Annotated in this window: 24 protein-coding genes; 12 read left to right on the plus strand and 12 right to left on the minus strand. The window is 61.4% G+C overall.

Going from position 1 to position 25,137, the window contains the following annotated elements; all coding sequences use genetic code 11:
- Positions 1 to 185 precede the first annotated feature (185 nt).
- On the plus strand, positions 186 to 878 hold the full coding sequence (locus PQR32_RS18120; RefSeq protein WP_408229500.1) for an arylsulfatase: 693 nt from the start codon (positions 186 to 188) through the stop codon (positions 876 to 878).
- A 96-nt stretch (positions 879 to 974) separates the two neighbouring features.
- Here the strand turns inward: PQR32_RS18120 and PQR32_RS18125 are convergent, their stop codons facing one another.
- Complete coding sequence (locus tag PQR32_RS18125) at positions 975 to 1,424, minus strand: hypothetical protein (RefSeq protein WP_408229503.1); 450 nt, start codon at positions 1,422 to 1,424, stop codon at positions 975 to 977.
- A 610-nt stretch (positions 1,425 to 2,034) separates the two neighbouring features.
- Here PQR32_RS18125 and PQR32_RS18130 point away from each other — a divergent pair.
- A complete protein-coding gene (locus PQR32_RS18130; RefSeq protein WP_408229506.1) occupies positions 2,035 to 2,667 on the plus strand; it encodes a helix-turn-helix domain-containing protein in 633 nt (210 codons plus the stop codon).
- Positions 2,668 to 2,707: 40 nt separating this feature from the next.
- Here the strand turns inward: PQR32_RS18130 and PQR32_RS18135 are convergent, their stop codons facing one another.
- Positions 2,708 to 5,707, minus strand: coding sequence for an FAD-binding and (Fe-S)-binding domain-containing protein (locus PQR32_RS18135; protein ID WP_408229509.1), 3,000 nt, complete (start codon positions 5,705 to 5,707; stop codon positions 2,708 to 2,710).
- 40 nt (positions 5,708 to 5,747) lie between these two features.
- Positions 5,748 to 6,785, minus strand: a complete 1,038-nt coding sequence (locus tag PQR32_RS18140) for a DUF1338 domain-containing protein (protein ID WP_408229512.1) — start codon at positions 6,783 to 6,785, stop codon at positions 5,748 to 5,750.
- Positions 6,786 to 6,952: 167 nt separating this feature from the next.
- On the opposite strand from PQR32_RS18140, the gene PQR32_RS18145 reads away from it, so the two are divergent.
- On the plus strand, positions 6,953 to 7,885 hold the full coding sequence (locus PQR32_RS18145) for a LysR substrate-binding domain-containing protein (RefSeq protein ID WP_408229515.1): 933 nt from the start codon (positions 6,953 to 6,955) through the stop codon (positions 7,883 to 7,885).
- Between the two features lie 19 nt (positions 7,886 to 7,904).
- Here PQR32_RS18145 and PQR32_RS18150 read toward each other — a convergent pair whose 3' ends face one another.
- Both PQR32_RS18150 and pcaQ read right to left on the minus strand, forming a co-directional pair.
- The gene (locus tag PQR32_RS18150; RefSeq protein WP_408229518.1) at positions 7,905 to 9,041 is read right to left on the minus strand and encodes a 4-hydroxyphenylpyruvate dioxygenase family protein; all 1,137 of its coding nucleotides are present in this window, start codon (positions 9,039 to 9,041) and stop codon (positions 7,905 to 7,907) included.
- A 247-nt stretch (positions 9,042 to 9,288) separates the two neighbouring features.
- Positions 9,289 to 10,272, minus strand: coding sequence for a pca operon transcription factor PcaQ (gene pcaQ, locus PQR32_RS18155; protein WP_408229521.1), 984 nt, complete (start codon positions 10,270 to 10,272; stop codon positions 9,289 to 9,291).
- Between the two features lie 108 nt (positions 10,273 to 10,380).
- Between pcaQ and pcaH the strand changes: the two genes are divergently transcribed.
- Positions 10,381 to 11,085: a protocatechuate 3,4-dioxygenase subunit beta gene (gene pcaH, locus PQR32_RS18160; protein ID WP_408229524.1), complete on the plus strand. Its 705-nt coding sequence runs from the start codon at positions 10,381 to 10,383 to the stop codon at positions 11,083 to 11,085.
- A gap of 4 nt (positions 11,086 to 11,089) precedes the next feature.
- Positions 11,090 to 11,677, plus strand: a complete 588-nt coding sequence (pcaG, locus tag PQR32_RS18165) for a protocatechuate 3,4-dioxygenase subunit alpha (protein WP_408229527.1) — start codon at positions 11,090 to 11,092, stop codon at positions 11,675 to 11,677.
- 149 nt (positions 11,678 to 11,826) lie between these two features.
- Here pcaG and PQR32_RS18170 read toward each other — a convergent pair whose 3' ends face one another.
- Positions 11,827 to 13,059 (minus strand): serine hydrolase, encoded by a 1,233-nt coding sequence (locus PQR32_RS18170; RefSeq protein WP_408229530.1) that lies wholly within the window; start codon positions 13,057 to 13,059, stop codon positions 11,827 to 11,829.
- Between PQR32_RS18170 and PQR32_RS18175 the strand changes: the two genes are divergently transcribed.
- The gene (locus tag PQR32_RS18175) at positions 13,032 to 13,217 is read left to right on the plus strand and encodes a hypothetical protein (RefSeq protein ID WP_408229533.1); all 186 of its coding nucleotides are present in this window, start codon (positions 13,032 to 13,034) and stop codon (positions 13,215 to 13,217) included. The genes PQR32_RS18170 and PQR32_RS18175 overlap by 28 nt on opposite strands.
- On the opposite strand, the gene PQR32_RS18180 is transcribed toward PQR32_RS18175, so the two are convergent.
- Complete coding sequence (locus tag PQR32_RS18180; RefSeq protein WP_408229536.1) at positions 13,214 to 13,477, minus strand: H-NS family nucleoid-associated regulatory protein; 264 nt, start codon at positions 13,475 to 13,477, stop codon at positions 13,214 to 13,216. The genes PQR32_RS18175 and PQR32_RS18180 overlap by 4 nt on opposite strands.
- Positions 13,478 to 13,944: 467 nt before the next feature.
- Between PQR32_RS18180 and PQR32_RS18185 the strand changes: the two genes are divergently transcribed.
- The 3 genes from PQR32_RS18185 (at position 13,945) to PQR32_RS18195 (ending at position 15,596) form a co-directional block, all read left to right on the plus strand.
- Positions 13,945 to 14,580: a LysE family translocator gene (locus PQR32_RS18185; RefSeq protein WP_408229539.1), complete on the plus strand. Its 636-nt coding sequence runs from the start codon at positions 13,945 to 13,947 to the stop codon at positions 14,578 to 14,580.
- A gap of 297 nt (positions 14,581 to 14,877) precedes the next feature.
- A complete protein-coding gene (locus PQR32_RS18190) occupies positions 14,878 to 15,081 on the plus strand; it encodes a cold-shock protein (RefSeq protein ID WP_007178877.1) in 204 nt (67 codons plus the stop codon).
- 290 nt (positions 15,082 to 15,371) lie between these two features.
- Positions 15,372 to 15,596 carry a hypothetical protein gene (locus PQR32_RS18195; protein ID WP_132383764.1) on the plus strand — a complete coding sequence of 75 codons (225 nt, stop codon included), beginning with the start codon at positions 15,372 to 15,374 and terminating at the stop codon, positions 15,594 to 15,596.
- Between the two features lie 133 nt (positions 15,597 to 15,729).
- Here PQR32_RS18195 and PQR32_RS18200 read toward each other — a convergent pair whose 3' ends face one another.
- The gene (locus PQR32_RS18200; RefSeq protein ID WP_408229542.1) at positions 15,730 to 17,361 is read right to left on the minus strand and encodes an acyl-CoA synthetase; all 1,632 of its coding nucleotides are present in this window, start codon (positions 17,359 to 17,361) and stop codon (positions 15,730 to 15,732) included.
- 155 nt (positions 17,362 to 17,516) lie between these two features.
- Between PQR32_RS18200 and PQR32_RS18205 the strand changes: the two genes are divergently transcribed.
- A complete protein-coding gene (locus PQR32_RS18205) occupies positions 17,517 to 18,263 on the plus strand; it encodes a Crp/Fnr family transcriptional regulator (protein WP_408229545.1) in 747 nt (248 codons plus the stop codon).
- Positions 18,264 to 18,444: 181 nt separating this feature from the next.
- A complete protein-coding gene (locus PQR32_RS18210) occupies positions 18,445 to 20,004 on the plus strand; it encodes a methyl-accepting chemotaxis protein (RefSeq protein WP_408229548.1) in 1,560 nt (519 codons plus the stop codon).
- Between the two features lie 108 nt (positions 20,005 to 20,112).
- On the opposite strand, the gene PQR32_RS18215 is transcribed toward PQR32_RS18210, so the two are convergent.
- A complete protein-coding gene (locus tag PQR32_RS18215; RefSeq protein WP_408229551.1) occupies positions 20,113 to 20,433 on the minus strand; it encodes a transposase in 321 nt (106 codons plus the stop codon).
- Between the two features lie 365 nt (positions 20,434 to 20,798).
- On the opposite strand from PQR32_RS18215, the gene PQR32_RS18220 reads away from it, so the two are divergent.
- Positions 20,799 to 21,881 (plus strand): porin, encoded by a 1,083-nt coding sequence (locus PQR32_RS18220; protein WP_408229618.1) that lies wholly within the window; start codon positions 20,799 to 20,801, stop codon positions 21,879 to 21,881.
- A 140-nt stretch (positions 21,882 to 22,021) separates the two neighbouring features.
- Here PQR32_RS18220 and PQR32_RS18225 read toward each other — a convergent pair whose 3' ends face one another.
- The 3 genes from PQR32_RS18225 to PQR32_RS18235 all read right to left on the minus strand — a co-directional run bounded on the left by PQR32_RS18225 (position 22,022) and on the right by PQR32_RS18235 (position 24,682).
- A complete protein-coding gene (locus PQR32_RS18225; protein WP_408229554.1) occupies positions 22,022 to 23,155 on the minus strand; it encodes a porin in 1,134 nt (377 codons plus the stop codon).
- Between the two features lie 940 nt (positions 23,156 to 24,095).
- Positions 24,096 to 24,269 (minus strand): hypothetical protein, encoded by a 174-nt coding sequence (locus PQR32_RS18230; RefSeq protein WP_408229557.1) that lies wholly within the window; start codon positions 24,267 to 24,269, stop codon positions 24,096 to 24,098.
- Between the two features lie 203 nt (positions 24,270 to 24,472).
- Positions 24,473 to 24,682, minus strand: coding sequence for a hypothetical protein (locus PQR32_RS18235; RefSeq protein ID WP_408229560.1), 210 nt, complete (start codon positions 24,680 to 24,682; stop codon positions 24,473 to 24,475).
- Between the last annotated feature and the right edge of the window lie 455 nt (positions 24,683 to 25,137).

Genomic DNA, 25,137 nt, shown 5'->3' on the forward strand with positions numbered 1-25,137 from the left:
ATAAGGCGGCTATATCGTCGCGGATCGCTCGCGCAAGAGAGGTACTGGCGATACCGGTAGAAGAGCTTGCCTTGTTAGCCCGCAACGACGTTGCAACAATGCAGGCGAACCGATTGGGCAGCCCGTCGGCGTGAAAACCACGAAGCGGCGTCGACCTGACGCACCTGACACCGAGGCATACGGCCATGCGTATTTCGTTTCTCCATACGATGGATGGAAACCGGCGAGTGTTCGAGCAGGCAGCAACAACGCTTGGACTGCGGGCCGAAGATCTTCAACATGAAGTGCGAGCGGATCTTCGCGAGGCTGTCGACCAAACGGGGACGTTCTCCGACGAGTTGCGAGCCCGGACAAACCAGCGCCTTCTCGCGTTGGCAGCCGATTCCGATGCTGTCATTCTCACTTGCGCCACGCTCGGGCCGGCCGTGGCCGATATCGAGAGTCCGCCTGTGCCCATCGTCCGAGCTGATGTCGCTTTGGCTGCGGCGGCAGCGGAAGTGGGCGGGAAAATCGTCGTGTTGTGTGCCGCTGAATCGGCAATCGAGTCGATCAGGAAGCTCTTTACGGAGCACGCAAGCAAAAGCGCTGCATCGGTGGAGGTCGTTCACGTTGCCCACGTTTGGGCGCTGTTCAAAGCGGGCGACATTCAAGCATGCGTAGCAGCGACCGCGTCATCCGCCGATGAGGCGTATGAGGCGGGCGCGACCGTAGTCGCATTCGCTCATCCGTGGATGGCGCCCGCCGCCGACCTCGTCCAGAAGGGAAGACGGCCGCTCGATAGTCCGAGCGCGGCGCTGCACGTTGCAACGCGGCGATTCAACGAACGCTCGGGTCACGGCAGACTGGGACCGGCGCTAAATCAGCCACAACCGGACTGAAGACAGCAGGTGTCAAAAGACGAATCACGTCGCCCGACTCCACGTTAAATGCCTGCGGCGACCCACACTTTTGGAGTTGTCACGCTTCAAATCCGCTCACCAGGGCGATTGTTTGTCACTCTGACCGAACCGCACGACGCGCGACTCAGCTTCGTCCACTGCGAATACAGGTGCAGTTTGCAATTGCTGTTCGTGCAAATCGAGAAGCCTGGTGATCGGCGCGCAGTCCGTTGCCGCGATCAGCCAGATGTCTTTGCTCGCACTACGGGCGGCGGCATCCAGAATACGTTCGGCATCGAGATAAACGTCATGCTCCAGCGCACCGAACCCGGCCTGCTGAAGATACCAGGCCAGGTAAAGCGCCTTCGCCAGTTTCGCCAGCAATTCGCCGTTGCCCTTGCCCGCCTGAAATGCGGCCAGGGCGAGATGCCAGCGCAATGACTGTTCTCGCACGTATGTCGTGGTATGCGGCAAGAGCTTGGCTTTGCCAAGCGGCTTTCTGCGCGCCTGATTCCCCGGCGGTCGTTTTTTACGATTCTGAGACATGGATCGTTTATCTTGCCGATGCCGCTTTTAATTCCAGCATCGTAATGCATGCGACAAAGAAAAATCCACCATCAACGCGATTTAACAAATTTATTAATATGCCGTTCGCATACCAGGCTTGATGATTAAATGAATGCGGCTCCATTTATATTTGGCAAGCGACTGTTTTTATTGATCTTCCTGAATCAGGTCGACCAAAATTGGTTCGCCGATCTGGGAGTGACGTTATCAAGGCTAGCGGGTGGGAAGAGAGCAATAGCGCGCTGCGCAATGACTTAACTAATGCCTTCCGTCCAAAGCCGATGCGATTATCAGGCACGCGATATAAAACGAGACTCGCAACTTGAGTTAATAGCCGGCCCGGCTACAGTAGCTTCACGCCGCCCATACGCCGAAGACCAAAAGTTTCCAATGAGAAAAACACGCGGACATCGCTCACGCTCGGATGCCGCCTATCCGCTTCGCCGCTCAAGCCCGGCGCGACCGCTCAAAGCGTCCCCGACGACCCCCACCGCCGACACCCAACCCTCCAAACTTGCTGCTCGCCCCAAATGTTATTATCGGAAACAACACTGTCCCCCCAAAGCGCGCATTTCGAGCATCAAGCCCCATGGACACCCATCTTGCCAAACCCGCCGATCCGTCCACCACCGACCTCGGCCGCCGCGTCCGCGCCGCCCGCCAGGCGCAGGACCTGACGCTGGAAACCGCCAGCCGCCTGTGCGGCGTGTCCCGCTCGACGCTCTCCAAGGTCGAAAACGGCCTGATGTCCCCCACTTTCGACGTCCTGCAGAAAATCGTCCTGGGATTGAAGATCGAAATCGGCGAGCTGTTCGGTTCGACGCCGAAAGTCAGCGCCAGCGGCCGTCGCGCGCTGACCCGCAAGAATGAAGGCCAGCGCCACGCGTACCGCGGCTACCAGATGGAACTGCTCGCAACCGACCTCGCGCACAAAGCGATGCTGCCGTTTCGCATCCGCATCTCCGCGCACACGCTCGACGCATTCGACGACTGGGGTCGTCACGAAGGCGAGGAGTTTCTGTATGTGATCAGCGGCAGCGTATGCCTCTATTCGGAGTTGTATGCGCCGACGCATCTGAACGCCGGCGACAGCCTCTACTTCGATAGCCGCACCGGTCACGCGGCGGTCTCCACGAGCGAAGAAGACGCCGAAGTGTTGTGGATGGCGACTAGCGCCGACATTCCGCAAGCGCCGGCCACCATCGAATTAACGAAGAAGTAACGCAAGCGCATCAGCGCGCGTGAATGCGCATGAATGCGCTTTAGCGCGCCGCCAACGCCCGCTGCGCGAGCTGCGCAATATGCATTGTGTGACGCCCCGTACCCTGTGCGATCTGCTCACGGCAACTGAAGCCGTTGGTCAGCACGATCGTCTCCGCGGCCGCCGCACGCACCGCTGGAAATAGCTTGTCTTCGCCGATCTTCGTGGACAGCGCGTGATGCTCCGCGTCGAAGCCGAACGATCCGGCCATGCCGCAGCATCCCGTATCGAGCAGTTTCCATTTCACGCCGAGCTTGTTCAGCAGCGCGGTATCGCCCTGCATGCCGAACAGCGCCTTCTGATGACAATGCCCGTGCACGATGACGTCCGCGGCGAGCGTCGGCCAATCGAACGGCTGACGCGCGACGAAATCGGAGAACAGGAAAGTTTGCGCTGACAGCTTCTTCGCTAGCGGATGGCCGGGCAGTTGCTTCAGCAGTTCGTCCTTGAACACCGACAAACAACCCGGTTCGAGACCGACGAGCGGCACGCCGGCGGCGATATCGTCGGCGAGGTCGTCGAGAATGTGCGTGAGTAGTTCGCGCGCGCGTTCGAGCAGGCCGAAGTCGTACAACGGACGCCCGCAGCACAACCGGTTCTTTGGCAACACGACGTGCCAGCCCAATTGCTTTAGAACATCGGCAGCGGCCTGCGCGATCTCGGGCGTGAAGTGATCGTTGAACGTGTCCACCCACAAGATGACCTTCTTCACGTTGCCGCGAGCATCACGCGCCGTTTGCGGCGAACGCTGTGCGATGTACCTGTACGTGGCATTCGCGAACCGGGGCAGTTCGCGCGTTTGCGCCACACCGGCCAGCCACTTGCCGAACGAAGACAAACCCGGCGCCGACGTCATGAAGTTCGTCAGACGTGGAAAACGCGCCGCCCACGGCGCCCATTCGCCGATCCGTCCCATGAACAGCGCCTGCCGTGGTCTGCGATTCGTCTCGTAGTAATGTGAAAGAAATTCCGCCTTGTATGACGCCATGTCCGTATGCGTCGGGCAATCGGATTTGCAGCCCTTGCATGCGAGGCATGTATCGAGCGCTTCCTTCACTTCGCGGCTTTGCCAGCCGTCGGCGATCACATCGCCTTGCAGCATTTCCCAGAAGAGATGCGCGCGGCCACGCGTCGAGTATTTCTCTTCACGCGTCGCGCGATAACTCGGGCACATCGTGCCGCCTTCGAGCGAGCGGCATTTGCCCATGCCAATGCATCGCTCGATCTCGCGTTGGAAACCGTCGCCTTCCTGGCTCGCAAACGTCAGCCTGGTTTGAAGGGTCACCGACTTGTAGGCGGGCCCCATGCGCAGGTTCTCGTCGGCGCGATACGCATGCACGACCTTGCCTGGATTCAGACGATTGCCCGGATCCCAGATCGCCTTGAATTGCTCCATCGCCTGCATCAATTCGGGGCCATACATGACCGGCAGAAACTCGGCCTTGGCCTGGCCGTCGCCATGTTCACCTGACAGCGAGCCGCCGAACTCGACCACCAGTTCGGCCGCTTCGCGAAGAAACTTGCGCCACGTCGAGACACCTTCCGCGCTGCGTAGATCGAAGGTAATGCGCGCGTGCACGCAGCCATCGCCGAAATGGCCGTAGAGACTTGTCTCGTAACCGTAGCGATCCACCAGCTTCTGGAACGCGCGCAGATAATCGCCGAGACGCAACGGATCGACCGCCGCATCTTCCCAGCCGACCACCGGGTCCGGCGTGCCGGAATCGACCGACAACGCCACCGCCGACGCGCCCGTCTCACGAATCGACCATACCTTGGCCTGCAACACGCGATCTTCGACGAGCATCGCCGACACATTCGGCCCTGCTTCACCCGAGGCAAAGTAAGCTGCGGCGGCTTGCGATTCAAGCATCACATCGTCTTGCGTGTCCGCGCCGAATTCGAGCACGACCCACGCATCGCCTTTGGGCAGCAACGCGATCTCGTCCTTTTTCAAACCGCGCGCCTGCAAGCCGCGAATGATCGCGCGGTCGAGTCCTTCGATAGCGATCGGCCCGCAGCGCATGAAATGCGGCACGGCATCCGCCGCCGCGTAGATATCCGTGAAGCCGACCACGACGATCACACGCTTCGCCGGACTCTTCACGAGGCGCACCTTCGCCTGCAAGGTGAGCGCGCAGGTCCCCTCGGTGCCGACCAATGCACGCGCGACGTTGAAGCCGTTTTCCGGCAGCAGTTGATCGAGGTTGAAACCCGACACACGCCGCTTGATCTGCGGGAATTTCGCACGAATCTGCTCGGCGTAGATATCGCGCAACTGCTTCAGCGCGGCGTAGATTTCGCCTTGACGGCCGCCCGCAGCGATGATGCGTTCGAGTTCCTGATCGGATGTGGGACCGACCCAGAAACGCGCGCCGTCGAAGGTCGCGATTTCCAGCGCTTCGACGTTTTCGACCGTCTTGCCGGCCATCACCGAATGCGCGCCGCACGAGTTGTTGGCGATCATGCCGCCGAGCGTGCAGCGGCTGTGCGTCGCCGGGTCGGGCGCGAAGGTGAGTCCATGCTGTTCGGCCGCATCGCGCAAGGTGTCGCAGACCACGCCGGGCTCGACGATCGCGACTTGCGCCACCGGATCGACCGATACGACGCGGTTCACATACTTGCTCACGTCGGCGACCACCGCGACGTTCACGCATTGGCCGTTCTGCGACGTGCCGCCGCCGCGTGCGAGAAACGGCACGTCGTTGCGGCGGCATGCGGCGAGCGTGGCCAACAGATCGTCGACATCCGCGGGCACAACGACGGCGAGTGGCACTTGTCGATAGTTCGACGCATCCGCCGCATACAGCGCTTTCGAACCCGAATCGAAGCGCACTTCGCCGCGCACGTGGCTGCGCAAATCGGCTTCGAGCGCCTGCATCACGGCGGCGCTGCCCACGAAAGGCGTAGCGACACGCGGCGCCTCTTTCAACCCGCGACGGCCGGCATCGTTCAACTCATCGACGCTCGCGCCCTGTTCTTCATCAAATGATGTTCCCACTGCGCCCCTCGTCTCTCGTGCGAGTGCTGCCTCTTTGGACTCAGGCAGCCTGGCTCGCGGTCATCTTGAAGATGCCCTGTGCGTTGCCCGCGTCGAAACGCAGGTCCGTTTCCCAACGACGCGCGTCCTGATCGAAAGTCCGCTTGCGCGTGATGAACTCGTAAAACGAACCCGGCACTTCACGCGTCACGATGCCGCCGTCAGCCGCGCGGAACTCGCGCTGCACCATGTCCGCGCGATACGCAGTCTGAAACACGCGGCCCGAGCGCGAACGCTCCACTTCCGGTTTCATCGGACGACCCTTGGCCTTCTCGTCGTCGGAGAGTTGAAAGACATCCGGGACGCGATCGGTGGCGTGATTGAACGCGTTGCCTTCCGTGGCGATCCACGCCATTTCCGCCGATTCCTTCAACAATACTTCGTAATCGGCTTCGCGTGGCATGTCGTGCTGGCGCGCAAACGCGCCGACGATCACCGGCAGCAATTCATGCGCTGCGTCGCGCGATAGCACGCCGTCGCGTTCGAGTTCCCACAATTGGCCGATGGCGCGCGGCGTCAACGGATCGCGCGACGCGCCGATCACGTTGGTCACGGCCTGCTGAAACGCCGCCGAGAACCGCTCGGGATGCAATTCGCTGACGAAGAACTGCGCGATTTCATCGGGCGCATCGTCGTGCGCCCACGCGCGGCCGGTCATGCCGAGGCGGTCGAGCGGATAGCGGCCGTTGATGCGGAAGCCGAGCGGACGAAGAATGCGCGCAAACGCGGCTTCGCCCGTCGGCAGCGCGCCGCTGTGCGGCCAGCGCACCGTGCGCAACGCGCCGTGATCGAAGTACACGCTGCCGCCTGCCGCGATTGTCTCGTCCGTGTACTGGCGGCCGTTCGCCGAACGCGCCAGCAGATCTTCGAACAGCGCCATGTTCATCGCCTGCGCGAGTTCGGCGCGTGTGACGATGCCGTCCTCCCATTCGTTCAGAATGCGCGGATGATTCAGCGCCGTGAAGAGCCTCGCAGTTCGATCGGCGCCGAGCAATTTCAGCAACAGTTGTTCGACATTCGCATTCTTGATATTTCGCATAGCGGTTCTCTACGTGGCTTTTACGGGCGCTGATTCACTTGTTCGAGCAGACCTGCCGCCGTGTGAGAAAGCCACAGGAAGGCATAGTCGAAGGCGTGATTATTCAAACCGGCCAGCTTCCCGTAAAGCGAGATAAAATCGCCACTTGATGCGTTTTTGGAATCAACGTGCGAAAGTTCAAGATCCCCAACATGGGCGCGCTGCTCGCTTTCGAAGCCGCAGCGCGGCACGAGAGCTTCACGCATGCGGCGCGCGAACTCTTCCTGACCGAGAGCGCGGTGTCGCGGCAGATCAATACGCTGGAGAGCAATCTTGGCGTGCGGCTGTTCGTGCGCGTCAAACAGCGCGTGGTGCTGACGAAGGCGGGCAAAGTCTATAGCGCGCAAGTGCGGCGCTCGCTGGAACAACTCGATCGCGACACGCTGTCCATCATCGCGCACGGCAGCGGCGGCGGTTATCTGGAACTGGCCGTCCTGCCGACTTTCGCGTCGCAATGGCTGATTCCTCGGCTTGCGGCATTCAATACGCAGTATCCGGACGTGCGCGTGAACATGGGCGTGAGGACCGGCACGTTCCCGTTCGCCGAGACCCATTTCGAGGCCGCGATTCACTACGGCAAGCCCACATGGCCTGGCACCTCGGCGGATTTTCTTTTCAGCGAAGAGGTCGTGCCGGTGTGCGCGGCGAGTTTGCTGAAGCGGCCGGTTCAAAGCGCCGCCCAGCTTCTGGACTATCCGCTGCTGCACTCCACCACCCGGCCGGACGGCTGGGCGTCATGGTTCGCCAGCATGGGCGTCGACGACAACCGGACCATGCAGGGCGTGCGCTACGAACTCCACACCATGCTGATCAGCGCGGCTGCGGCCGGCCTCGGCATTGCGCTGGTTCCGCGTTTTTTCGTCGATGCGCAACTCGACCAGCTCGGCCTCGTGATTCCGCTCGACGCGCCCGCGGTCGCGGACTCGGCGTACTACCTCGTCTATCCGACCGAGTTGAGTCATGGCAAGCCGCTGGCGAGTTTCCGCGAGTGGCTGTTGCACGAAGCCGCGGCCTACAGTGCGGTGAATCCCCTGGTGGCCGGGCCGCCCGATTCCGCTTGAGCCGGTGTCACTCCAGGCCTTAAGCGCCGCCGGTTTGTTCCCGCGCTTTGGCCAGCGCGCTCAGATTGCCTTCGCCGAAGCCGTGATGGCCCTGGCGCTGAACGATCTCGAAGAATATTTCGCCGGCACGGCGCCGCACGAAAGTCTGGAAGAACAAGAGCGGCACGCCGTCCGCGCCGATCTCACCATCCACCAGCACGTGCGTGCGCTTGAGCCGCGCGACGTCGAGCCCATGACCCGGCAGGCGCGCGTCGAGTTGCTCGTAATAGCGCGGCGGCGGCTCGACGAATTCAACGCCGTTCGCGAGCAACTGCTCGACGCACGCGAAGATGTCGTCGGTCGCGAGGGCGATATGCTGCACGCCTTCGCCCGGATGGTCCGGCAGGTACTCGTGCATCAAGTTGGTCCGGCTCGTGCCTTCCTCGTACAAGGGCACGCGGATCGCGCCGCACGGTGACACCATCACGCGCGATTCCGCCGATACATGCCAGTTGGCGTGCAACTCGTGAATCTCGCGGAAGTTGAGCAGGTCGCGATAGAAGTCGAGCCATTCCTGCATCCGGCCCTCGCCGACCGTTTGCGTCAGATGATCGACCGCGACGAGGCCGTTGCCCGCGTGGCTCAAGTCGGCATGCGCCGTGTCGATCTCGATGGGCCGGAAATCGATATCGAAGATCGAGATGTCGCCGAGTCCGCCACGCTGGCCGCCGCGGCCGCGCCAACGGTCGACGAAATAGATATGCGAGTCGCCAATGCCCTGAATGGCCGGAATCAGCAACTCGCCCGCGCCGATCTTTTCGCCTTCGAACGCCCATGCGCCGAGTTCGATCGCGCGGTCGAAGGCGCGCTGAGCGTCCGCCACGCGAATACCGATCGCGCAAATGCCTGCGCCGTATTCCTCGGCATAGCGCGCGGCGAACGAATCCGGCTCGGCGTTGATGAGGAACTGCATCTCGCCCTGGCGATAGAGCGTGACGTCCTTGCTGATGTGCCGCGCAATCGCCTTGAAACCGAGCTTGGTGAAGGTTTCGCCGAGCGCTTGCGGATCGCGCGCGGCGAACTCCACGAATTCGAGGCCGGCGGTGCCGAGCGGATTGTGCTCAGGCGCCGACACGGCGCGCAGCGCGACGTCTGGAGTGGGCAAGTCGCTGGGCATGGCAATCTCCTTTACAGTCTTTCGACGCTGTTCCCACTGTTCTGGTGTTCGGTGCAGCCGTCGCCACACCCTTAGTGTGACACCGCATGCGTGATGTGCCGCAGCATTGCGGCCCGCGACGGCTTTTGCACCGTGTTTGTACACCGGGTAGGCGGGCGTCCGCAACCTTCATTTTGTACCGGATGGTTCACACGCCAGCACGCGCATGCCTGGCGGCACTCAACACCATGATTGAGTACCGCACGCCCTATTTGCGGCGCCGCTTCTGCGCCCTTTTACCGGCCGCCTTATCCGCACTCGACGCCATGCGCTGCTGCGCGACCTCGCGCACCGCCTCGATAAACGCCCGCCCGACCGGCGACGGCTGCGTGTCCGAGCGGCGGATCAAGCCGACCGGCTCGCCGGTGCCGGCGAAGGGCAATGGCAAACGTACCAGCATGCCGTGCGCCAGCTCGTATTCGACGGCGCTCAACGGGACGAACCACACCGCGCCGTTCTCCAGCGTCAACGCGCGGCCCGTCGAAACCGACAATACCTCGACGAACGCCGACAACGGCGGCACGCCCCATGCGCTCAACAGACTGTCCGCCGATTGCCGGATCAACGTGCCGAACGGCGGCAACACAACTGGAAAATCCTCGAGCGATGTAGCCGGCAAACCCGCGCCCGCCGCCAGCGGATGCCCTGCGCGTACCACCGCGATCAACGGTTCGCTGAACAGCTGTTCGAAGCTGAGCCCGACCATCCGCTCGGGATCGGCCAGGCGTCCGATCGCAAATTCGATCGTGCCCGCTTTCAGGCGCTCGAGCAATTCCGGATTGGCGCCGGTCGCAAGACGCACGATCACGCGCGGCCACAACGTGGCGAACTGCTTCAGCACCGGCGGCATCAATGCCGCCGCGACGGTCGGCAGAATGCCGATTTCCAGCGTGGCGGCGGCCGCGCCTTCCGCGCGCGCCAACAGATCGACACCCTGGCGCAACGCGCTGACGCAGGCGCTCGCGTGCGGCATGAAGAGTTGCCCCTCGCGGGTTGGCACGGCGCCGTGGCGGCCGCGCTCGAACAGCTTCACCCCGAGAATCGCTTCGAGTTCGGCGACGGTCTTGGAGACCGCGGGCTGAGTGATCGACAGGCTGTCGGCCGCCCGCTGGACGCTGCCGAACTGCGCGACGGCCAGAAAGCACTGGAGGTGACGGAATTTGACGCGGCTATCCGCGAGACTGCGTTGCATAACGGCAGGTTATACGAAAAGGGCGAAAACGTCATTTTGCATAACCGCTCAGGTTGGATAAAGTCTTTCCATAACGCCGTATCCCACAATTCCTCGAAGGAGACACTGATGGACGATTCCTTTCTCAGCGCGCGTGACTTCACGTCGCATCCCGCTTACGTCTACCCTGGCTACGGTTCGTCGGTCAAACGCGGCCCGACGCGTCCGCTGATTCCGCTGAAAGAAAAGCTGCGCGACCAGCGTGTGCCGGTCTACGGCACCGACGATCTCGGCGCGCTCGATCACGACCTGACGCGCAACGCCGCGCGCAATGGCGAGCCGCTTGGCGAGCGCATCATCGTGACGGGCCGTGTGCTCGACGAAGGCAACCGCCCGGTGCGCAACACGCTGGTCGAAATCTGGCAAGCCAACGCCGCCGGCCGCTACGTGCACAAAGCCGACCAGCACGACGCGCCGCTCGACCCGAACTTCCTCGGCGCAGGCCGCTGCATCACGGACAACGAAGGCCGCTACCGTTTCCTGACGATCAAACCGGGCGCGTATCCGTGGGGCAACCATCCGAATGCGTGGCGTCCGAACCATATCCACTTCTCGCTCTTCGGCGACCATTTCGGCTCCCGCCTCGTCACGCAGATGTACTTTCCTGGCGACCCGCTGCTGGCGTTCGATCCGATTTTCCAAGGCACGCCGGAGCACGCCCGTGACCGCCTGATCGCGGATTTCTCGCTCGACACCACGCAAGAGGCCTATGCCCTCGGCTACGACTTCGACATCGTGCTGCGCGGCCGTAACGAAACTCCGATGGAGCGCTAAAGCCATGACGACCCTCAAGCAAACGCCTTCGCAAACGGTCGGACCTTACTTCGCGTACGGTCTGTGCCCGCAGCAGTACGATTTCGACTTCAAGAGCCTGTTTACGCCGGTTCTGGCTGACCGCGAAGCGGCCGGCGAACACATCACGATCGTCGGCCAGGTGTTCGACGGCGACGGCAAGGTGATCGGCGACGCCATGCTCGAAGTGTCGCAAGTGGACGCGAACGGGCACTTCCCTGAGTCGCGTGAGGAAATCCTGAAGACCGGCTTTCGCGGTTTCGCGCGTGTCGGCACCGGCACGGATCCGCACAAACGCTTCGTCGTGGAAACGGTAAAACCGGGCCGCGTCACTCCGGATGAAGCGCCGCATCTGAACGTGATCCTGACCATGCGCGGCATGCTGCTGCACACATTTACGCGCGTCTATTTCGAGGACGAAGCCGCGGCGAACGCGAAAGACCCCGTGCTGGCAGCGGTTCCGGCGGACCGGCGCGATACGCTGATCGCGCGCCGCGAGCCGAATGTGGCGAACGTTTACCGTTTCGATATTCACATGCAAGGCGATAAGGAAACCGTATTTTTCGATCTTTGACGCGGTTTTTCTACACTTTCATATAGCTTTCACATACACTGAGCGTGATCCTTCTAGCGACTGGATCGCGAAACTCCGAGTAGTTGAGCCCGCCTTGTGCGGGCTTTTTTTTGGGCTTTTTTTCGGTCTTCTTCTCTGATGAATAATACTTACCGCAGCGAACAGCGAAGCCAGCGGCTGATTCTTACCACGTCGGCAATGTGATCGTGCGCCCCGGGCGCACCCAACACCACGATGTCGACCGGCCTGCCGTGCACCCTCATTCGCACGACAACGCAATGCCCGGCCTCGTTGATGAAGCCGGTTTTCTGCAGCACGATCGAGCGGTCGCCGCCTCGCACCAGCGCATTCGAGTTGTGATAACTCAGGCTCGCTCGGCCACCGCCGGGTAAAACTACTTGCGCGCGATCGGTGGAGTAAGCACGAATCAACGGATAGCGGCTGGCCGCGGCGACCAGCAACGACAAATCCCGCGCGGTCGAAACGTTCTGCGGCGACAAGCCCGTGCCATTCACGAACGACGTGTGCCGCATACCGAGCACGCGAGCCTTCGCGTTCATCGCGGCGACGAAGCCCGGACGGCCGCCCGTGTAATCGCGGCTGAGCGCGGCCGCGGCGCGGTTCTCCGACGACATCAGCGCAATATGCAGCATGTCATGGCGTGACAGCGTCGAACCGACACTCAAACGTGAACCGGTGAACTTGTCGAAATCCTGGTCCTGAACCGTGACGTTAAGCGGCGAGTTCAATGCATGCTTCGCATCGAGCGACACGACCGCCGTCATCAGTTTGGATACCGAAGCAATCGGCACGACGCGGTCAGCCTGCTTTTCGGTAAGCACGGTTTGCGTTCGTTCGTCGACGACGTAGACGGATCTGGCGCGCAGCAACGCGCGCGATTTCGGCGTATAGCCGCAGCGCGCCAACAAGCGAAGCCCTTGATGCGGCATCGACGCGCGCGACGCTGACGCATGTTGCGTATCGCGCTTTGCCGCCAACTCTGCGGGGCGTCTCGCACTGCGCGGATCCCGCGCAATGCGCGCAGCTTGCCGGCGATGTTTGGGTGTGACCTTGCTGACATGCATCGTCCGCCCGGTGCTCGTCACATGCTTGCGCTTGTGCGCGACACGACGCCGAGCCTTGCCGGCAGTCGGCTTCTTCGCTTTGCTCGAGCGTTGGGCTTTCGCTTTGGACGTGTGCCTCGTGGACGGCTCAACGTGCCGGCTCACGCGCGCGGACGGCTGCCGTGCAGGCTCGTGGGCCGCACCAAACGACCAGCCGGTATTCAGCCACAACAGGCCGAATACCGCGAGACAGCGGAGCCATGCAGGGAAACGAAAAGCAGGAAATTCAGATGAAGGAGTTCGACGACCGTACGGCATGCAGCTTCCAGTTCTGTGCCGCTTGCGCCCGCATGAATGGGCACGGAATCGGCAACGACCTGCCGATCTTAAGGCAGATCGCGCATGCGTTCAACGGCAAAGGAACGCGCCGACTGGCGATGCGACAACTGCACGCAAACGGCAAACACCGCCCTTAGCAACGGAAATGATCGATGTTCTGTCCAGCGTAGATTGCACGCGCGAGCCAGTCCGGTTTATCACCGTGACCGTCCCACGTATTGCCGTAGGCGTCGCGATATATCACGGCCCGGGTCGTGGCCGCATCGGCTTCGATCGCTTCGGCGAGCGCTTCTATCGTAATGCCGTATTCTTCCATGCGGCGGCGGATCCATACGACGAGGCGCTCACGCGCATTCCCGTCGAAGTCGAGCTGCCGTTGTTCTCCAAGCTCTTTCATAACGTACCGGTGTCGCGGCTAATAATGCTCGCGTTGGAAAAACAAAAAGCTTCGCTAAACAACGCGAAGCCTATGCGTGATTCAGATGGCTCGAGTGCGAATCGAACTCGCGATGCCTCTCCCGATGCGGGAGAACTCGCACCTGGAAATCATGCCCATTAAATCTTGGATTATGGGGAATTCGTCGGCAACCGGATCGAATTGCGCTCGTGTCTCGCCCCGTTGTTCAGGGCTGCTTCAGCGTATGGAAAGCGATTCTAGCATCCAATTTCTTTTGCCTGCAGCAATGAATTGTTAGTCCGCGATGCAGGGCTTTTCGATTCCCATTGGCTTATCCAGACTGCGAGCAGAATCGGCAATGCTCATCGACAGGAAATGAGCGGGCAGCAAAGGCAAAAAAGCAAAGGCTCGCTCTCTCATGTTATGTTTCACTGCCTAGCACGCTAGCGCATAGGAGACACTCGGCCATGACCGCTTCAACCGCCATCATCACCATCCTCGCCGCACTCCTGTTAGGTGCCATGAGCCCGGGGCCGAGTTTCGTCATCGTCGCCCGTAACGCGATCGGCTTGTCGCGCGGCGATGGTCTCGCCACCGCCATCGGCATGGGCGTCGGCGGTGTGTTCTTTAGCGGCATCGCATTGCTCGGCCTTTATACCTTGCTGGCGAGCGTCGAATGGCTCTACGTCGGCCTGAAAGTGGCAGGCGGGCTCTATCTGATCTACCTCGCGTCGAAAATCTGGCGTGGCGCCGCGAAACCGCTCGCCTTCGATGCCACGCAAGCGGTCCGGGCCAATGCCCGCAAATCTTTCTGGATCGGCTTGAGCACACAACTCAGCAATCCGAAGACAGCCGTGTATTACGGCAGTATCTTCGCGGCCCTGCTGCCGCAACATCCGCCGCTGTGGTGCTACTTTGCATTGCCGCCCGCGATCTTCACTATCGAAGCCGGCTGGTACACCGTCGTCGCGCTGTGCTTTTCGAGCAAGCGGCCGCGTGAAATTTACCTGCAATGGAAAGCCTGGGTCGATCGCGTCGCCGCGAGCGCAGTCGCTGCGCTCGGGTTGCGCCTGATCCTGACGGCACACAAAGTGGGCATCTGAAACACGTTGGCGCTCGAACGGGATGCCGTGCCGCGTCGCACGGCATCCCGGGAACCGGGGCTCTATCGGCCAGCGTCCAGTGCAAGCCTTCCGCGGCACCCGGCAAAACAGTTACAAGATAAGTGTTGACGCTGATACACCCCGGCGGTTACTGTGGCATCCGAAGTTCAAGAAGTTCGATTGCTGTTCATCAATGTCTCGCTCCCTCAGCGGTATTCGTTGTCCTCTCCCTCCTTGACGCTTCACACGCTCTCGCACAGAGCACATCTTTCTATTTTTTTACCTCAAGGATTCTTCATGGATACCGGTACCGTTAAGTGGTTCAACGACAGCAAAGGCTTTGGCTTCATCACCCCGGACAAGGGCGGCGACGACCTGTTCGCGCACTTCTCCGAAATCAGCGGCGACGGCTTCAAGACGCTGGCTGAGAATCAGAAGGTGAGCTTCGAAACGAAGCAAGGCCCGAAGGGTCTGCAAGCGGCTAACATCAAGCCGATGTAAGTTTGAAGGGCTCGGTGTCCGGCAAACGGACATCGGGCTGCAGCGACATCCTCGCGGAGCTTTGTCTCCCACAGTTGGCGCGTATCGCTTTGAGCTGCATGTCATTCAAGCAGCTTGCCTGAGCGCCAAACGCCTCGTCGCACCTCATTCTCCCCTCCGGCTTCAACGCCCATTTTTCGCTTTCCGACTGCGTCAGGATTCGGCTCGCAATGGCTTGAATCAGTTCGTCCGCGCGACCCATCCATGGGTCTGCAAGGCAGGCGCGCACTCGAACATCATTAAAATATAAAATGCAAAACAAACATATTCATCACTACAACGGCTATGCCGTCAAACCCTCGGCGCACCGTTTGCCCGATGGCACTTTTTCATCCAATCTGCTGCTCGAACGTGCCGACAGCGCGCGTACCGAAGGGCGCTACCAGTTCTATTCGCTCGATTACTTCACGAACGAAGAACAGGCTTTGCAGCACTCGGCACGCTGGGCACGTCACTGGGTCGACACGCGCGGTTAAGCTCGCGACCGGCGTGCGATCCTGCGCGGCGATGCGCACGTAATCCACGCGCTCGCGTGCGCTTATCTTGCGGCGCGAACTACCGGCACTGACGTGCCACTCGGCACGCCACACCGTCACACGCGCGACCGCATCATGGCTTTTCTTCGGCCTTGATGCGCGCGCGCAGTTCGAACTTCTGAATTTTCCCCGTCGATGTCTTCGGCAATTCGCCGAAGCGCACCGCTTTCGGCAGCTTGTATCCCGCAAGAAAGAGCCGGCAGTGCGCAATGATCTCTTCCGCGCTCACCTGAGCGCCCTCCTTGAGCTCGACGAAGGCGCACGGCACCTCGCCCCACTTCGGGTCCGCCATCGCCACCACGGCGGCTACGGACACCGCAGGGTGACGGTACAGCGTGTCTTCGATCTCGATGCTCGAGATGTTCTCGCCGCCGGAAATGATGATGTCCTTACTGCGATCGCGAATGCGGATATAGCCGTCGGGCATCCGCACGCCGAGATCGCCGGTATGGAACCAGCCGCCCTCGAAGGTGGCTTCCGTCGCGCGCTCGTTCTTCAGATAGCCCTTCATGCAGATGTTGCCGCGGAACATGATCTCACCGATGGTCTCGCCATCGGCGGGCACGGGTGCGAGCGTGTCCGGGTCGAGCACGGTCACCGCCGCCTGCAGGTGATAGCGCACGCCCTGCCGCGCGTTCAGTTCGGCGCGCGCGCTGTCGTCGAGCGACTCCCACTCTTCCTGTTTTGCGCAGACCGCGGCCGGTCCGTAGGTTTCGGTGAGTCCGTACACGTGCGTGAGATCGAAGCCGATCTCTTTCATCTTCGCGATCACCGCCGGCGCGGGCGCCGCGCCCGCCACCATCGTCGACACGCGATGCTCGATGCCCTCGCGCCATTCGGCCGGCGCATTCGCGAGCGCGCTCTGAACAATCGGCGCGCCGCAATAGTGCGTGATGCCTTCGCGGCGAATCAGATCGAACACCGTCTTCGCATCGAATTTGCGCAAACAGACATTGACGCCGGCACGCGCGGCCACCGTCCACGGAAAACACCAGCCGTTGCAGTGGAATAGCGGCAAGGTCCACAGGTAGACCGCGTGCTTGGGCATATCCCACTCGAGGATATTGCTCAGCGCATTCAGATACGCGCCGCGATGGTGGTAGACCACGCCCTTCGGATCGCCGGTCGTGCCGGAGGTGTAGTTCAGAGCGATGGCGTCCCACTCGTCAGCCGGCAGGGTCCACGCGAATTCGGGGTCGCCGGATTGCAGGAACGCTTCGTAGTCCGTGGCGCGGATGATTTGTGCAGGATCAGCCGGCATCGCGTCCGCCACGCTGATCACACGCAGGTTCGGGAACTCCAGCGCGGCGCGATGCGCGAACTCGCCGTACTCGGTATCCACGATCAGCGCCTTCGCCTCGCCGTGGCGCAGCATGAACAGCAGCGACGACACGTCGAGCCGCGTATTCAGCGTATTGAGCACGGCGCCGGCCATGGGTACGCCGAAGTGCGCTTCTATCATCGGAGGAATGTTGGGCAGCAAGGCCGCGACCGTGTCGCCGCGCTGAATGCCGGCCCGCTGCAGCGCGCTGGCCAGACGCCGGGCGCGTTCGTAGGTCTCGCGCCAGTTGCGGCGCATCTCCCCATGGACGACCGCCGGCCGCTCACCGTAGACTTCGGCTGCGCGCACGATGAAATCGATCGGCGTCAGCGGGACATAATTGGCCTCACGGCGCTCGAGGCCTGCTTCGAACATGTGCTTCATCGGATCGTCTCCAGAGGCGCTGGCCGCGCCGTCGATTATTCTGATTGATGAACTAGGCTAACAATTGTCATGGTGAACTGTCTGTCATTCAAATGACAGAGTGGCGCGCCCTGGCGCTTCTGCACCCCCATCCGCCCCAAAACCGCAAGCCGCCCATGAACGACGCTCCCCTCACCGCCCCCGTCGACGCCCGCCCGCGCAGGCCGGAGCGGGTCGCGCGCGCCGATCTGCCGAGCCTGTTTGCCACGTGCGCGTGGTTCCGGGCGCTCGCCGCCGAGCATCAGGCCTGGGTGCTCGCCAGCGCGCATGCCGAGCATCTGGAAGGCGGCGCATGGATCGCGCGCCGCCAGGAGCCGTCGGACTACTGGATCGGCGTGCATTCCGGCCTCATCAAACTTGCCATCTACAGCCCTTCGGGACGCAGTTGCACGCTATCCGGCGTGCCGCGCGGCGGCTGGTTCGGCGAAGGCAGCGTGATCAAGCGCGAACTGCGCAAATACGACGTGGCGGCGATTCAGCCCTCGCTGGTCATGTTCGTGCCGTCGGAGACGTTCCATGCGCTGCTGGAGTCGAGCCTGCCGTTCACCGGCTTCGTGATCCGGCAATTGAACAACCGCATGGGCGAATTCATCGCATCGATCCAGAATAGCCGGCTGCTCGATGTGGACGCTCGCGTCGCACAGTCGCTCGCGCAACTATTCAACCCCGACCTCTATCCCGACACCGGCCGCACGCTGGCCGTCTCGCAGGAAGAAGTCGGCCTGTTGGCGGGCGTTTCGCGTCAACGGATCAATCAGGCGCTGCAAAACCTCGAACGGCTGCAGATTCTCCGCCTCTCGTACAACCAGATCGAGGTGCTCGACCTCGAACGCCTGGGCGCGTTCGGCCGGGAACAGCTCTAGCGCCCACACTCCGTCAGCCGCCTTTTGCCCCGCCATGTTTCGACGGCCGCCGCCGCGCGGCTGTTCGCCTGTTTTTTGAGCAACCGGATAAAGAAAGCGCCGCACGCGCCGTTATGCGAGCTATGCAGCGCAGATTGCAGCCTCTCCCTATTCCGAACTCAACGTATTGTCGAATCCGATAATGAACCGACTGACACTGAAACAGAAATTGTGGGTGCCATTGCTGCTGTGCTGGGCTGCGCTCCTGATCGTGACCGTTGTGAACGCGTACGAAGCACGTAACGGTCAAATGGACGCACGGCGCGCGGATCTGGCCGATGTCACCGACATGGCGGCATCGATCGTCGCGGACTATGCGAAACAGGCCGACGCCGGCAAGCTCTCCGCCGACGACGCGAAGCAGCAAGCCATTGCCCGCGTCAATGCCCAACGTTACGGCGCATCCGGCTACGTGACGATCGTGCGCAGCGATTCGGTCATGATCGACCACCCGATGAGCCCGAAGCTGAACGGCAAGGACATGAGCGGCTTTCGCGACGCCAAAGGCAACGCGCTATATCACGACATCGCCCAGGCCGGCGGCTCGGCGGCCGGCGCCGGCTACCTACGCTACTGGTGGCCGAAACCTGGCGAAACGACGCCCAGCGAAAAGATCGGCTACGTGAAGCGCTTCGGGCCGTGGGGCTGGGACTTCATCGCCGGCGCCTACATGGACGACATTCAGGCGCAGTTCTACGCGACGCTCGCGCGGTCGGCCGGCATGCTGGTGGTACTGGGCGTGATCGTGTCGTTCGTGGCGTCGCGCGTGGTGCGCAGCGTGTCGCGCTCGATTGGCGGCGAGCCCTCCACGGCGGCCTCGATTGCGATGCAGATCGCGCGCGGCGATCTGGCCACTCGTATCGACTTGCGCCGCGACGACAAATCGAGCCTGCTGTGCTCGTTGCGTGAGATGCGCGATCAACTCGCGTCCACTGTCGCGCGGATCAAGACCTCGGCGGAGACGATCACCGTCGCCTCGAAAGAAATCGCCGCCGGCAATCTGGATCTGTCGAGCCGCACCGAGGAACAGGCCGCGTCGTTGCAGCAGACCGCCGCCAGCATGGACGAACTCACCAAGACCGTCACGCAGAACGCCGACAATGCGGCGACCGCGTCCGAACTGGCCAGCGACGCGTCGGCCATCGCCGCGCGCGGTGGCCAGGTGGTCAACGACGTCGTCGAGAAAATGGCGGGCATCACCGATAGTTCGCGCAAGATCGGCGAGATCATTAGCGTGATCGAGGGCATCGCGTTCCAGACCAACATTCTGGCGCTGAACGCCGCAGTGGAAGCCGCGCGCGCCGGCGAAGAAGGCCGCGGCTTCGCGGTGGTCGCGGGCGAGGTGCGCAATCTCGCGCAGCGCAGCGCGACAGCGGCCAAGGAGATCAAAGTGTTGATCGATCAGTCAGTCGCGCAAGTCGGCGAAGGCTCGACGCTCGCGGGCAAGGCGGGCAGCACGATCGGCGAGGTGGTCGACGCAGTGCGCCGCGTGACGGCCATCATGAATGAGATCTCGGCCGCTTCGAAGGAACAGAGTTCAGGTATCGGCGAAGTCAATCTCGCGATCCGTCAGATGGACGATGTAACGCAGCGCAATGCCGCACTCGTCGAGCAGGCCGCCGCCGCGGCCGGTTCGCTCGATGAGCAGACCGAACAGTTGCGACATGCCGTCGCCGTGTTCAAGGTCGAGCAAACTGCGTGATTGAGTAACGGTCGGTCTTTTCAGATCCACAGATCTTCTGACTGATCAAACAAGGCTGTCGCCGGGACCCGGCGACAGCCTTTTTATTTGTCGTTGCGAAGCTGCCACCTATGCAGCACTCACACCGCTCCTTCGCGTAACAGGCCGCTCCAGGATCGCATCGGTCTCGAACAGCGTGAACACGATGTCGGCCAGCACGCCGGACTTCTTCCAGCGCAGGTAGTAGCGATGCGCCGTTTGATACGGCGCGTAGCGTTCCGGCATCGCGCTCCAGGGCGCGCGTGCGTGCAGCACCCACATCACGCTATTCACCACCCAGCGGATATCGATGCTGGGACGCCCACGCCGAGGTCCAAGGGCCTTCATTTCAGGCAGCAGCGGCACGATGCGATGCCATTGCTCGTCAGTGAGATCGTGATTGGTCAGCAAATGAGGCTGCGTCTTTCGGGCGGAATTATCCATGCGGTAAAAGCGCGCGGCCGCCGCATACAGGCTGGCGTCGCGGCGAAATAGCGTCTATCAATCAATGGATTTCAGACTAACCGAAGCACGCTTCCGCGAAGGTTAACTCTTGTCAGACGGACCGGAATCATTGTCAGAAAGTGCAATAACTTATTGCGCTAAAGGACTTTTGGCGCGATGAGGGTGCTGGTCTATCATCGGCGCGCCGGCGCATGGCCAGCTTGCGCGCGGCGGACTCGAATGAAAAATCCATAACCACATAAGCAGGAAATTCAGTGAGACAAATAAGACTCCTCAAGACCGCCGCCATCGTGGGTGGCGCGGCCCTCGCGATGACCTCCGAGCAAGCCTCGGCACAGAGCTCGATTACGCTGTACGGCGTCGCCGACGTGAGCGTTCGCTATCTGACGAACTCCAACGCCAAGAACGATGGCCGTCTGTATATGACGAACGGCGCGATCACCAACAGCCGCTGGGGTCTGCGCGGCTCGGAGGATCTGGGCGGCGGACTGAAGGCGATCTTCGATCTGGAAAGCGGCATCAATCTGCAGGACGGTTCGGCCTCGGACAGCCAGCGGCTCTTCAACCGCAATGCGTATGTGGGCCTGAGTAGCCAATACGGCACGCTCACGCTTGGCCGACAGAAGACACCGTTGTTCGACTTGCTCGGCGACACTTACGACCCGCTCACGGTCGGCAACTACTTCGAGAACTCATGGCTGCCGGGCGCGCTCGGCGCGGGGCTCTATGCGGACAACGCCGTCAAATACACCGGCTCGTACAAAGGCCTGACCATGGCCGCGATGTACTCGTTCGGCACCAACTCGGAATCGACCGGCGCGGGCGGTTTCTCCGGCCAGGTGCCGGGCCATCTCGGCGCGGGCACGATGTACGGCTTCACGTTGTCGTATGTGGCCGGCCCGTTGAGCGTCGCAGGCGGCGTGCAGCAGAACAGCGACAACAGCAATCACAAGCAGACCATCTTCAACGCGAACGCCGTGTATGCCTTCAGCACGGCGAAGGTGTACGTCGGCTATCTGCATTCGAAGGACGACACCGGTTTCGTCGACAGCGCGCTGGCGCAGCAGACGCTCGTGCCCGGCGTCGATATCCTGAAGGGCTCGGGCCGCGGCGACAACGGTCCGTTCGCCGGCGTGACGTGGCAGGCCACACCCACGCTCACGTTGACGGGCGCGGCGTACTACGACCACATGTCCAATGCGGCGATCGGCAACGGACAACTGGGCAGCGGCAATCGCTATACGTTGGTGGCATTGGCTGAGTACGCATTGTCCAAGCGCACCGAGGTGTACGGCACGGTCGATTTCGACAAGGTGTCGGGCGCTGCCTCGGTCGAATTGCCGGGCAAGAGCAATCAGACCGGCGTTGCACTCGGTCTGCGTACGATTTTCTAAAACGGGCAGGGCCACCTGAGCCCTGCAACGCGCGCGGCATCCGGCATTTACGCCGGGTGCCAACCATCGAATCGCGCACGCATAAAAAAAGGTGCCGCGAACGGCACCTTTTTCGTACAACAACCAGCTTCTGCTGAAGCTTAGAAGCGGTGACGCAGACCGACCGTAGCAGCCGTCTGGTTCTTCGACGACGACGGCAGTTGCGTTACGTCGCCGCTGTAGATCGAAGCGACACCGCCGTCGCCCATTGCGTGCTGGTACACGGCTTGAGCGTAGACGTCCGTACGACGCGACAGCGAATAGTCAGCCTGCAGGCCGATCTGATGGTAACGCACCGACTCCGAACCACCGTTCGCGCCAACGCCGTAGCCCTTGCCGTCCGTGAACGTGTAAGCAACGCCCAGGCCCAGAGCCGGGGTCACGTTGTACTTGCCGTTGACTTCGTAGTTGTTAGCGCGCAGCGTTTGCTGACCAGCCGTGAAGTTGTCCGAACGCGATTGCGTCCATGCCAGACCGACGGTAGCCGGGCCGAAAGCGTACGAACCAGCAACGCCGAATTCACGTTGACGGAAGTTGCCGACGTTGCCTGCCAGTGCGTTGACGTACGAACCGTCCGAAGCACCCGTGTTGCCTGCGCCCGGGTTGTTCTGCTGTGCGTAGGCAGCGCCCAAACGCAGACCTTGCCACTGGTATGCAGCACCAACGCTGTATTCGCGGTTGTTTGCGAATGCGCCAGCCTGGTTCGAGAAGCCGTACGTGCCGCCGAACGAGAAGCCAGCGTAGTTAGCGCTCGAGTACTTGACCGAGTTGTTGACTGCGTAGCCGCCGTTCGTGTTCAGGTTGTCGTTGTTGAACGGGTGCGCGAAGTACGTACCGCCCCAGCTGCCCGTTGCGGTCAGCGGTGCCAGGTAGTCTTGAGCTGCGTCATATTGACGACCCAGCGTGACCGTACCGAATTGCGCGCTCGACAGACCGACGAACGCTTGACGGTTGAACATGCCGTTGTTGTTAGCAAACTTGCCGTTGTTGATGTTGAAGCCGCTTTCCAACGTGAAGATTGCCTTCAGACCGCCGCCCAGGTCTTCCGAACCGCGCAGACCGAACATGCTTTGGTTGATGCCGCCGCTACCCGCTGCCCACTTGGAATTGTGGTTGACGTTGCTCGTGTACGTCAGGCCCGCGTCGAGCAGACCATACAGGGTCACGCTGCTTTGTGCGTGAGCGACGGAAGCGAACGATGCGGCAACCGCAACGACGATGAGACTCTTTTTCATGCGTGGGACTCCTGTTCGATGAATTTACGCGGGGAGCGGGACCTGCCTCGGCAGCGCGTGCATCGCACTCGTTGCCGCCCGGTTCGCTGACCCGTTTCGGATCAGCCGGGCACCCTTGAAACGAAGCGTGAGTGTAGGGGGACACCCTGGTAGCAAGGTCGGCAATTCACGCAACAGGATTTTTCGGAATCAGCAACAATCGAAATGCCACGGACATTAAGTCATTGTTTTTCCGACGTTAATTGCGAGATTAGGCTACTGTCGCACCTGCCGTGGACATAAGTATTTTGCAACTTCTCAATATTGTCAGTTGTGTGTATGCAACAGCGTTTTAATATTCCTGACCTAATCGGGTCGGAACGATTAAAAAATCAGAGACATCTGATTGCCCGGAAATGAGGCAATTAACCGCACGCATTCAGCTCGCTGTAAATTTATTTTAGAAAACCGGGAACTTAATTGAGTTGGTAATGTCGCAGCTATTCGGAGCGAATGAAACCGTGCCATTGGCTTTGGCCATTAACTTCTTTTGTTACGGCAAATCGATTAATGACGCGCTTTTACTCTCCCGCTGTTCGATAGAGCGTTTCGATAGCGCTGAGCGGTCCCGTGCGCACCGCGGCACGCGTGCTGCCTGTCTGCCCGCCGCGCGCGGACGGTTGGTCACGTGCAGCCCCAAGAAGTGCCGGTAAACTCGCTGCCAGCCGGTCCGACAGAGATCGAGTCTGCACTCTGATGCGTCGCCGCAAAACCCCGTGCGTCGAAGGGAAAGCCTTCAGCACGGGCGTTGCCCGGAGGTGAGATGCGGCGCCGACCGCCGCGTGACAAAAACCCGTGCTGAAAGCGGATGGCAAACATCGAACAGCCTTCCGCCTTCATTAAACGGCACGAACGTGCCATTTTTTACACGGAGTTTCCCTAGTTCCCGGTAACCATGGCCTTATGGGTTGTCTTGCGATCGCCGGAGCGCGCCTTCGTCCTCGGGAGAAGCGCCCGGCGCAAGCGGATCGGTTTCGGGCGGCACGCCCGGCAACGGACGCGGCTGCTCGCCGGGTTCATCGAGCGGCTGGTTGGCGGGATCGGCGACGGGGTCGATGGTCGGATCGGTTTGCATGATGAGCGTCCAGAGGATGGGAATGTCTCCCAACGTTCAGCGCGCAACGGCTATTCCCGGGGTTCTGGCGCGACGGTCGAATCGCTCGGCCGTCGCGCGGCGATCTCGATCGGGTGATGTCTGGCTGTAGAAATTGCCCCGCTATGCGGCGAAACTTTCAACGCCTAATCGCAAGGCTGCCTGCGCCATGCCGTGTCACAAGACTAATGGCGATCGAGCCGCGAGCGCGGCGTCTCGTCGCCCGAACCGGTCAGGAATGGCTCCAGCCCGAACAGCCAGGCAAAACAAAAGGTGACGCGCGCCAACGCACTGACCCGCTGCCGTTGTGGCGCGCCCTCGCCGCAGCCTTCCAGTGGCGTGGCCAGTAAGGGTTGAGTCTGGACAAACTCAGTAGCGGTGTGGTCGGGTCGCATGGTCGTTCTCGTTATTGATATGGTTTGGAAGCCGAGCTTACGCAAACGACGTGCCACTATCGCGGACGGCGTGCGGACCGACTGGTATTCAGGGTAGCGCTGCCATCGCAAGCAAGACTGTATGCCGGACCACTATATAAGCGTCACGAAATGACACGGCGCATTCCGCGGATCCGAGATTGAACCGGACGGAATTTGTGACGGCATTAGCCAGAGGCCGGGAGATATACCGAGGGTTGAAATGCGCTGGTCAATACGCTCGTTTGAACCCGCAACAATCAATTCGAAGCGCTTTAAAGCGCACCCATGCAGCGGTGAACGCTATCTGGCCTTTCACATAACCGGACAGAAACCCATCGCACGTAGCTTAATAGCGTAGTGGAAGTGACATATCGCCGCGCCCGATAATCGTTTTTCGGGGGCAAGCTCATTCTACCGGGGCGGCATGTATTCTG

It is taken from the genome of Paraburkholderia dipogonis (genome assembly GCF_046027395.1).
GTDB lineage: Bacteria > Pseudomonadota > Gammaproteobacteria > Burkholderiales > Burkholderiaceae > Paraburkholderia > Paraburkholderia dipogonis_A.

What these genes read in the sequence shown, in the direction of transcription:
- PQR32_RS18120 (WP_408229500.1), top strand. Translation starts at nt 186, where the DNA reads ATGCGTATTTCGTTTCTCCATACGATGGATGGAAACCGGCGAGTGTTC.
- PQR32_RS18125 (WP_408229503.1), bottom strand. Translation starts at nt 1,424, where the DNA reads ATGTCTCAGAATCGTAAAAAACGACCGCCGGGGAATCAGGCGCGCAGA.
- PQR32_RS18130 (WP_408229506.1), top strand. Translation starts at nt 2,035, where the DNA reads ATGGACACCCATCTTGCCAAACCCGCCGATCCGTCCACCACCGACCTC.
- PQR32_RS18140 (WP_408229512.1), bottom strand. Translation starts at nt 6,785, where the DNA reads ATGCGAAATATCAAGAATGCGAATGTCGAACAACTGTTGCTGAAATTG.
- PQR32_RS18150 (WP_408229518.1), bottom strand. Translation starts at nt 9,041, where the DNA reads ATGCCCAGCGACTTGCCCACTCCAGACGTCGCGCTGCGCGCCGTGTCG.
- pcaQ (WP_408229521.1), bottom strand. Translation starts at nt 10,272, where the DNA reads ATGCAACGCAGTCTCGCGGATAGCCGCGTCAAATTCCGTCACCTCCAG.
- pcaH (WP_408229524.1), top strand. Translation starts at nt 10,381, where the DNA reads ATGGACGATTCCTTTCTCAGCGCGCGTGACTTCACGTCGCATCCCGCT.
- pcaG (WP_408229527.1), top strand. Translation starts at nt 11,090, where the DNA reads ATGACGACCCTCAAGCAAACGCCTTCGCAAACGGTCGGACCTTACTTC.
- PQR32_RS18175 (WP_408229533.1), top strand. Translation starts at nt 13,032, where the DNA reads ATGAAGGAGTTCGACGACCGTACGGCATGCAGCTTCCAGTTCTGTGCC.
- PQR32_RS18170 (WP_408229530.1), bottom strand. Translation starts at nt 13,059, where the DNA reads ATGCCGTACGGTCGTCGAACTCCTTCATCTGAATTTCCTGCTTTTCGT.
- PQR32_RS18180 (WP_408229536.1), bottom strand. Translation starts at nt 13,477, where the DNA reads ATGAAAGAGCTTGGAGAACAACGGCAGCTCGACTTCGACGGGAATGCG.
- PQR32_RS18185 (WP_408229539.1), top strand. Translation starts at nt 13,945, where the DNA reads ATGACCGCTTCAACCGCCATCATCACCATCCTCGCCGCACTCCTGTTA.
- PQR32_RS18190 (WP_007178877.1), top strand. Translation starts at nt 14,878, where the DNA reads ATGGATACCGGTACCGTTAAGTGGTTCAACGACAGCAAAGGCTTTGGC.
- PQR32_RS18195 (WP_132383764.1), top strand. Translation starts at nt 15,372, where the DNA reads ATGCAAAACAAACATATTCATCACTACAACGGCTATGCCGTCAAACCC.
- PQR32_RS18200 (WP_408229542.1), bottom strand. Translation starts at nt 17,361, where the DNA reads ATGAAGCACATGTTCGAAGCAGGCCTCGAGCGCCGTGAGGCCAATTAT.
- PQR32_RS18205 (WP_408229545.1), top strand. Translation starts at nt 17,517, where the DNA reads ATGAACGACGCTCCCCTCACCGCCCCCGTCGACGCCCGCCCGCGCAGG.
- PQR32_RS18210 (WP_408229548.1), top strand. Translation starts at nt 18,445, where the DNA reads ATGAACCGACTGACACTGAAACAGAAATTGTGGGTGCCATTGCTGCTG.
- PQR32_RS18220 (WP_408229618.1), top strand. Translation starts at nt 20,799, where the DNA reads ATGACCTCCGAGCAAGCCTCGGCACAGAGCTCGATTACGCTGTACGGC.
- PQR32_RS18225 (WP_408229554.1), bottom strand. Translation starts at nt 23,155, where the DNA reads ATGAAAAAGAGTCTCATCGTCGTTGCGGTTGCCGCATCGTTCGCTTCC.
- PQR32_RS18230 (WP_408229557.1), bottom strand. Translation starts at nt 24,269, where the DNA reads ATGCAAACCGATCCGACCATCGACCCCGTCGCCGATCCCGCCAACCAG.
- PQR32_RS18235 (WP_408229560.1), bottom strand. Translation starts at nt 24,682, where the DNA reads ATGCGACCCGACCACACCGCTACTGAGTTTGTCCAGACTCAACCCTTA.